General features: G+C 78.1%; 7 protein-coding genes. 6 read left to right on the forward strand and 1 reads right to left on the reverse strand.

The features are described 5' to 3' along the window. Positions 1–104: 104 nt before the first annotated feature. The 6 genes from MNZ27_RS11585 to MNZ27_RS11610 all read left to right on the forward strand — a co-directional run bounded on the left by MNZ27_RS11585 (position 105) and on the right by MNZ27_RS11610 (position 6,124). Positions 105–1,193, forward strand: coding sequence for a CarD family transcriptional regulator (locus MNZ27_RS11585; protein ID WP_242394234.1), 1,089 nt, complete (start codon positions 105–107; stop codon positions 1,191–1,193). Further along, entirely contained in the window at positions 1,190–1,735 is a 546-nt protein-coding gene (locus tag MNZ27_RS11590; RefSeq protein WP_242394235.1) for a zinc metalloprotease, read from the forward strand. The genes MNZ27_RS11585 and MNZ27_RS11590 overlap by 4 nt, the downstream gene beginning before the upstream one ends. Positions 1,736–1,739: 4 nt before the next feature. After that, a complete protein-coding gene (locus MNZ27_RS11595; protein WP_242394236.1) occupies positions 1,740–2,771 on the forward strand; it encodes a hypothetical protein in 1,032 nt (343 codons plus the stop codon). After that, entirely contained in the window at positions 2,768–4,465 is a 1,698-nt protein-coding gene (locus MNZ27_RS11600; protein WP_242394237.1) for a glycosyltransferase family 39 protein, read from the forward strand. Before MNZ27_RS11595 ends, MNZ27_RS11600 begins: the two co-directional genes overlap by 4 nt. A 60-nt stretch (positions 4,466–4,525) precedes the next feature. Beyond that, the gene (locus MNZ27_RS11605) at positions 4,526–4,963 is read left to right on the forward strand and encodes a CBS domain-containing protein (RefSeq protein WP_242394238.1); all 438 of its coding nucleotides are present in this window, start codon (positions 4,526–4,528) and stop codon (positions 4,961–4,963) included. 324 nt (positions 4,964–5,287) lie between these two features. Further along, positions 5,288–6,124, forward strand: coding sequence for a hypothetical protein (locus MNZ27_RS11610; protein WP_242394239.1), 837 nt, complete (start codon positions 5,288–5,290; stop codon positions 6,122–6,124). A gap of 82 nt (positions 6,125–6,206) precedes the next feature. Here the strand turns inward: MNZ27_RS11610 and MNZ27_RS11615 are convergent, their stop codons facing one another. Beyond that, entirely contained in the window at positions 6,207–7,484 is a 1,278-nt protein-coding gene (locus MNZ27_RS11615) for a (Fe-S)-binding protein (RefSeq protein WP_242394241.1), read from the reverse strand. Between the last annotated feature and the right edge of the window lie 32 nt (positions 7,485–7,516).

Raw genomic sequence — 7,516 nt, forward strand, 5'->3', positions numbered from 1 at the left:
CGGCGCCGCCGGCGACCGGCGAGGTCCCGGGCGGGCCGGATGGCGCCGCGACGCGGCCCGCGGGGCGATTGCCGGTGCCCGGATCGCATGGTAAAGCCGGAGACGTGAGAGGCCCCCCTGCCCGGCATCATGACGAGGCCCGCGAGCAGCTCCCCGCTCCCGAGGGCCTGATCGCCGATGCCTCCGAGCTGAAGCCGAACGACCGCGTCGTCTACCCGAGCCAGGGCGTCTGCGTCGTCGTCGGCGACGAGGAGATGGAGATCGCCGGCCAGAAGCAGCAGTTCGTGCGGATGGCGCGCGAGGAGGACGGGTCCGCGATCTCCGTCCCGAAGAACAAGGTCCCCTCCATCGGCCTGCGCCGCGTCGCGACGGGCGCCCAGATGGAGGGCGTCTTCCACTACCTCGGCGCGGTGTACGACGATCCCGAGCTGGACTGGAAGGTCCGCCACCGCGACAACGCCGACCGGCTCATCGCCGGCGGGGTGCTCGGCGTCGCCGAGGTGGTGAAGGGGCTCCACTCGCTGTCTCGCCTGCGTCCGCTGCCGACGAAGGAGCGGGAGCAGTACGACAACGCGCGGCACCTCCTCGTCCACGAGGTCGCGGTGTCGCTCGGCGTCCCGCCGGGCATCGCCGAGGACTACATCGACTACGCGCTCATGCCCCCGGCCGGCGTGAAGTTCGACCTCAAGCCGCCGCCGGCGCCGGTGCTCCTGCCGTCCCGCCCGAAGAAGCGCCTCCCCGTCGCCGAGGAGGAGGAGGGCGGCGCGCTCGCCGACCTCGGGCTCGGCGACCTCGGCATCGATCTCGGCGCGCTGGACGGCGCGCTCGAGGGCGAGGCGGTCGCCGGCGAGGAGGGCCACGGCGAGGGCGAGGGCGAGCGCGAAGGCGAGGAGGCGGGCGAGGGCGGCGCCGAGGGCGCGGAGGCCGCCGGCGAGGAGGAAGCGCCGCCGCCGCCACCGAGGCCCGAGCGGAAGCCGAAGGCGCCGCCGAAGGAGAGGAAGGCGGCCGAGAAGAAGGAGCGGCCGGCCGCGGCCGCGAAGCCGGCCGGCGCGAAGGTCGCCGAGAAGAAGGCGAAGGCCCCCCAGGCCAAGGCAGCCAAGCCGGCCAAGGCGGCGGCGAAGAAGGGTCCCACGAAGAAGGCGGCGGAGAAGCCTGCCCGGGCGGCGCCGAGGCGCGGGGGGAAGAAGAAGTGATCCGCATCGTCACGCTCGAGAAGCTCGATCCCGCGGACCTGGCGTTCCTCACGCGCACGCTGTACCAGGCGTTCGGCCTCGGGACCGAGCTCGCCGGCGAGCGGGCCGTCCCGAGCGACGTGGAGACCTCCGACGGCCGCCTCGACGCGGTGAAGCTCCTGAAGGAGGTCGCGCCGGTGCGGACGTTCGCCGACGACAAGGTGCTCTACATCGTCGGCGCGCCCCTCGCGCTCCCGCCGGGGCCGCTCGGCGAGCCGCCGTGCTGGGGGTTCGCCGAGTACGGCAAGGAGCGGGCGGTGATCACCACCGCGAACCTCCCGGCGCGCGGCGTCACCGAGGCGTCCATCGAGGCCTGGCGCCGTCGGCTCGCGCGCGAGGCGATCCACGCCGTCGGGCACCTCTGGGATCTCCACCACTGCTACGACGCGAAGTGCGCGATGCACCCGTCGTGGTCCCAGTCCCTGCCCGCGAACCCGGAGATGGAGCTCTGCAGCTTCTGCCGGGACAAGAGCGAGCGGAAGATCCGGCTCGCGAAGACGTAAGCCCGTGACGGTGGATCCCCAGCGAGGCGACGCTCCCGGGCGCGCGTGGTCCGGGCTCGCCGCGCGCCTCGCGCGCCACGCGTGCGCGTCCGCCGCCGAGCGGTGGCACGCCACGGGCGCGGCCGCGCGGCTCCTGTGGGCGCGGCGCCCGTCCGCGTCCCGGGCCGTCGCCGGCGGCTTCGCCGTCGTCCTCGCCCTGGCGGGCGCCGTCGGCGTCGTCTTCCAGGGCGGCCTCCCCGGCCGGCTCCCCGACCCCATCGACTGGGCCGCGCTCGGCGCGCTCCTCGAGCGCGACGCGCTCCCCGGCGACGCGGTCGCGGTGTCGCCCGGGTGGGCGGAGCGGGCGCGGCTCGCCGCGCCCGGCGCGGTGCCGCTCCTCTCGCCCGCGAGCTGGAAGGACGAGGATCTCCCCGGAGTGAAGCGGGTGTGGCTGGTGTCGCTCCCGCGCGCGCCCGGGTTCGGCTTCGGCGTCGAGCGGGCGCTCCTCGCGCGCTCGGCCCGCCCCGAGCCGGCGATCCCGCTCGGCGGCCTCGCCGTCACCCGCCACGCGCTCGCGACGCCCGAGCGCCCCCTCGCCTTCCTCCCGGACCGGCTCGCTCACGCCGAGGTCCGGCTCGGCGGCGCGCCGTGCGCGCGCGACGCCGCGGGGTTCCGCTGCCCGCTCGAGGGCGGCGGCGCCGCCGAGGTGCTCCGGACGGTCCGGCAGGTCGGGGGCGCGCCGCGCCCGTGCGTCGCGGTGCCGGCCGGCGCGGGCGCCGCCCTCACCGTCACGTTCCCCGCCGCACCCATGGGGCGCCAGCTCCGCGGTCACGCCGGCCTCGCCGGCGATCCTCCGCGCGCGCGCGACGCGGCGATCCGGATCGCGCTCCGCGTGGACGGCGAGGAGGCCGGCGCGGTCGATCTCGCCGGGGACGGCTGGCGGTCGTTCGCCCTCGACACCGCCCGGTCCGCCGGGCGCATGCGTGAGCTCGCCCTGTCCGTCACCACCACCGCGTCCACCGGGGCGCTCTGCCTCGACGCGATGACCCTTCGATGACGTCCGCCCTCTTCACCGCCGGCGCGCAGCCGCCGGCCCCGTCGTCGCGCGCGGGCCGCCTCGAGGAGCTCGCCCGGGCGCTCCGCCCCGGCCGCCGACGCATCGCGCTCGCGTGGGCGGCGGCCGCGTTCCTCGGGCTCGCCGCCGTCGCCGGCGGCGCGGGGATCACCGCCGACGAGGCCGCGGTCCTCTCGGCGGCCCGCGGCGGCGCGGAGGGCGACGCGTCCGCGCCGCCCGTCCTCGACCGCGGGCCGCTCGCCCCGCTCCTCGCGCGCGCCGCGGACGCCACCGCCAGCCGGATCGGGCTCCCGCACCGCGTGGCGGTCCGGCTCCCGGCGCTGCTCGCCGGGGCGCTGCTCGCCGCGCTCCTCGCCCTGCTCGGGCACGACCTCGCCGGCCCGGCGGGCGCGCTCCTCGCCCCGGCGCTCTGCCTGCTCGTGCCGCGCGAGCTCGTCCTCTCCGCGACCGCGACGGCGGACGGCCTCTCGGCCGCGCTCGGCCTCGGGGCGATCTGGGCCTACCGGCTCGCGGGGCGCACGCGCCGCCGCCTCGGCGCGTCCGTCGCCGCGGGCCTCCTCCTCGGCCTCGCGGTCGCGGCGCGCCTCGACGCGTGGATCATCCTCCCCGTCGTCGCGGTCCACGCCCTCCTCGAGCGCGCGCTGCGCCGCGGCTCCACGGAGCGGAGCACGGACGCACCCGACGGGCCGGGCGGCGAGGACGGGAGCGACGATCCCAGGGCGGCGGCGCTGGAGGCGCGCCTCCACGGCGTGCCGCTCGCGGTGGCCGCGATGGCCCTCGTGGCGCCGCTCGTGCTCGCCGCGATCTGGCCGTCGCTCCTCGTCCCCCCCCTCCGCACCTTCGCCGCCGCCGTTCCCTCCGGCGCCGGGCTCCCCTACCTCGGCGCGCCGCTGGCCCCGCCGCGGCCGCCCCCCGGCTACCCGCTCCTGCTGACCGCGCTCTCGGTCCCGCTCGGGATCCTGCTCGCGGAGGCCGGCGGGCTGGTGCACGCGGTCGCGCGGCTCTGGCGCGCGCGCCGACCCGGGCCCCCCGCGCTGGACGCGGGCGACGAGCTGCTCCTCCTCGCCGGCGCGATCGCCCCGCTGGCCGCGGCCCAGACCGGGATCGCGCCGCTCCTCGGCGGCGTGCGCGCCTGGGCCCTCGCGTTCCCGTTCCTCGCCCTGCTCGGCGCCCGCGCGATCCTCGCCGCGGCGCGCACCGCCTGGCCCGCGCGCGCGCGCCCGCTCGCGGCCGCCCTCGCGCTGCTCGTCCTGTATCCGGCCGCGCGGGCGGTCGCGCGAGGCTGGCCAGCGCTCGGCGGGACCTGGAACGAGCTCGCCGGCGGCGCGCCCGGCGCGGCGTCCTTCGGCCTCCAGCGGCAGGAGCGCGGGGAGGCGGCCCACGCGATCCTCCCGGAGCTCGAGGCACGGGCGCGGCCGGGCGCGCGCGTGGTCTGGCTCGGCGTCGCCCCCGAGGCCGTCGCCGTGTACGCCGCCGACGGCGCGCTCCGCCCGGACCTCTCGACCGTCGCCGATCCCGCGGACGCGGATCTCGCGGTGGCCGTGCTCGACGGCGGCTCGCGCGACGCGGAGTACCGCACCTGGGCCGCGTTCCGCACCTCGCGCCCGGTCTCCGGCGTCTTCGTGGACGAGGTGCCGCTCGTGCTCGTGTACGCGCGCCCGGGCGCGTGGCGCTGATCGCCGCGCCGTGACGCGCCCGCGCTTTACGCTCCGCCCCGGTCGGGATACAGCATCGGCATGATCCGCCCGCGCATCGTCCGGGAGGTGATGGCCCGGGCGCCCCGGACCGCCCTGCCGTCCACCACCCTCGCCGAGGCGTGGGAGCTCCTCGTCGAGGGCGGCTTCCGCCACCTGCCGGTCGTGGAGGCCTCGGGGCGCCTCGCCGGCATCGTCTCCGATCGCGACCTCCTCGCGGCGATGCCGCCGCCCGGCGCGACCCCGGCGCTCCTCGCGGCCTCCGCGGCGTTCGCCAGGAGGCCGCTGCGCGAGGTCATGGCGCAGGCCGTGCTCGCGGTCCGGGAGGACGATCCGCTCGAGGTCGCCATCGACCTGCTCATCGCGAACCGGGTGAGCGCGCTCGCGGTGGTCGATCCCGGCGACCGGCTCTGCGGCATCGTCACCCTCGTGGACGTCGCCCAGGCGTTCATGAACCTGCTCCGGACGTTGCCGGACTGATCGTGACCCGGATGGGCGTCCTACGCGCGACGACCCACTGCAAGTCACCGGATGAAGGGATTACCGGCGCCACGCCATCGTGACACCATGCCGGCGCTCTACGTTGCCGGAGGGGGACGGGGGGGCAAGGCGGTCGGCGGTGGCGCACCGGGGGGGAGCGCGCCGCCAGACCGCCGTTTTTTCAGGCTCGGGTACCGACGGGTGGCCGCGCGCCCATCGCGCCGTCCGCTCGTGTAGGTCTTCGCCCTATCATCGCCGCGTGAGCCGTTCGTCTCGTACATCGGGCGCCGGCGGTGCGTGCCGACCCGGCATGGGGCGGCCGCCGTGACGCGCCGCCACACCGCCGGCGAGCTCGAGCGCGCCGCGGCCCGCCGCCGCGCGCCGCCCGCGATCGAGCCGCTCCCCGGGGGCGAGCCCCTCGCCATGCTCGTCCGCCGCGGCCTCCACCCGCGCCTCGCGGCCCCCGACCTGCCCTTCCCGCCCGGGGTCGCCCCCGCCGCGGCGGACCGGATCGCGGAGCGGCTCTCGCACTACGCGTTCCGGCTCTTCCTCCGCGGCGCGATCCTGGCGCGGGGTCCCTTCCGCCCCGCCGAGGCGACGCGCTACCTGACCCCGGCGCAGGCGGGGCGCATGGCGGTGGACCTCTTCCGGCTCGGGCTCGCGGAGCCGACCGGCGACGGGCGGTTCCGGCTGCGCCACCCGGCGCGCTCGTTCGGCGGCACGCTCGAGTGGTGGGTCGGGCGCGAGCTGGCGCGACGGCTCGACGTCGCGGTGGCGACGGGGGTCCGGTCCGGCGCACCGGGGGTCGGCGGAGATCTCGACCTCGTCGCCGCCCTCGAGGGGAAGCTCCTGTACGTGGAGCTCAAGTCCTCTCCGCCGAAGCACGTGTCGCGCGAGGAGCTGCGCGCGTTCATGGCGCGGATCCGTGCGCTGCGGCCGCACCTCGCGATCCTGGCGGTGGACACCGCGCTCCGGCTCCGGGACAAGGTGCTCCCCGACCTCGCCGCCCTCGTCCCCGGCGCGCGCCCGGTCCGGCTCCTCCGCGAGAACCACCGGATCGCGCCCGGCCTCTACGTCGTCAACGCGCGGCAGGACCTCGTGGAGAACCTCTGCGTCGTCGTCGCCGACCGGCTGAAAGCCCTCGCGCCCGAGCCGCCGTGACGTAGCGTGACGGTTCCAGGGGCAGCGGCGGCCCGACCTGACCGCCCTCCGCGCCCCTCGCGCCCGGTGGGCCGCCTCGCCGTCAGGGCTTTCGCTCCCCGGCGGCCGCGATGGCGCGGTCGAGCAGCTCGATGGGGTGCGCCGCCTCGACGGTGGCGCCGCGCTCGGCGAGGTGCCGGCGGAGCTGGAGCGTGCAGCCGGGGTTCGCGCTCACCACGAGGCGCGCGCCGGTCGAGAGGACGTTCGCCGCCTTCCGGCGCCCGACCTCCGCCGCGCTCTCCGGCTCGACGAGGTTGTAGACGCCGGCCGAGCCGCAGCACTGATCGCCGTCCGGGACGTCGACGAGCTCGAGGCCGGGGATGGTCGCGAGCATCCGGCGCGGCTCGTCCACCACCCCCTGGGCGTGCGCGAGGTGGCAGGGGGCGTGGTACGCGGCCCGGGCGGCCAGGGGCGCGCGCGGAGCGCGCGGCGTGAGGCCGGCCACCAGCTCGGTCACGTCCCGGACCTTCGCGGCGATCGCCCGGGCGCGCGGCGCGAACGCAGGATCCCCGGCGAAGAGGTGGCCGAGGTCCTTCAGGTGCGAGCCGCACCCGGCCGCGTTCACCACGAGCACGTCGAACTCCTCGCGCTCCAGCCGCTCGACCAGCGCGCGCGCCAGCCGGAGCGCCTCCCGCGTCCGGCCCGCGTGCACCGACAGCGCGCCGCAGCAGCCGAGCCCCGGCGGCGCGATGACCTCCACGCCCTCCGCGGCGAGGACCCGCACCGTCGCGCCGTTCACGTTCGGGAAGAAGACGCGCTGCACGCAGCCGCAGAGGAGGGCCGCGCGGAGCCGGCGCTCGCCGCGCGGCGGGGTCCGCGCGGGCACCCGCGCAAGCGCCTCGCGGAGCGAGAGCGGCGGCGCGAGCGCCTCGAGGCGGGCGAGCCGGGGCGCGAGGCGGAGGAGCCCGAGCCGCCGGGCCAGTCGCGCGAGGCCGCTCGCCTGCCACGCCCAGAGCAGCACCGCCGCGGCCCGGAGGCGGCGCGGGTACGGGAACAGCGCGAACACCAGCCCGCGGAAGAGCCGCCCGCCGAGCGGGCGCCGGAGCCCGCGCTCGACCCGCTCGCGCGCGTCCTCGATCACGTGGTCGTAGCGCACCCCGGACGGGCAGACCGGGACGCAGCCCATGCACCCGAGGCACCGGTCGAAGTGCTCGGCGACCGCCGGCGTGAGCGCGACGCGCCCGTCGTCCAGGGCGCGGAAGAGGTCGATGCGCCCGCGCGGGGAGTCCATCTCCTCCTGCCAGCTCTGCCACGTCGGGCACGCCGGCAGGCAGAAGCCGCAGTGGATGCAGACGTCCGCGGCGGCGCGCCCGCCGCCCACGTCCCCCGGCCCGCCCTCGCGCGGGCCGCGCG

Source organism: Anaeromyxobacter oryzisoli (genome assembly GCF_022690765.1).
Taxonomy (GTDB): domain Bacteria; phylum Myxococcota; class Myxococcia; order Myxococcales; family Anaeromyxobacteraceae; genus Anaeromyxobacter; species Anaeromyxobacter oryzisoli.

Coding starts and splice junctions, on each gene's coding strand:
- MNZ27_RS11600 (WP_242394237.1), top strand. CDS start 2,768: ATGACGTCCGCCCTCTTCACCGCCGGCGCGCAGCCGCCGGCCCCGTCG.
- MNZ27_RS11605 (WP_242394238.1), top strand. CDS start 4,526: ATGATCCGCCCGCGCATCGTCCGGGAGGTGATGGCCCGGGCGCCCCGG.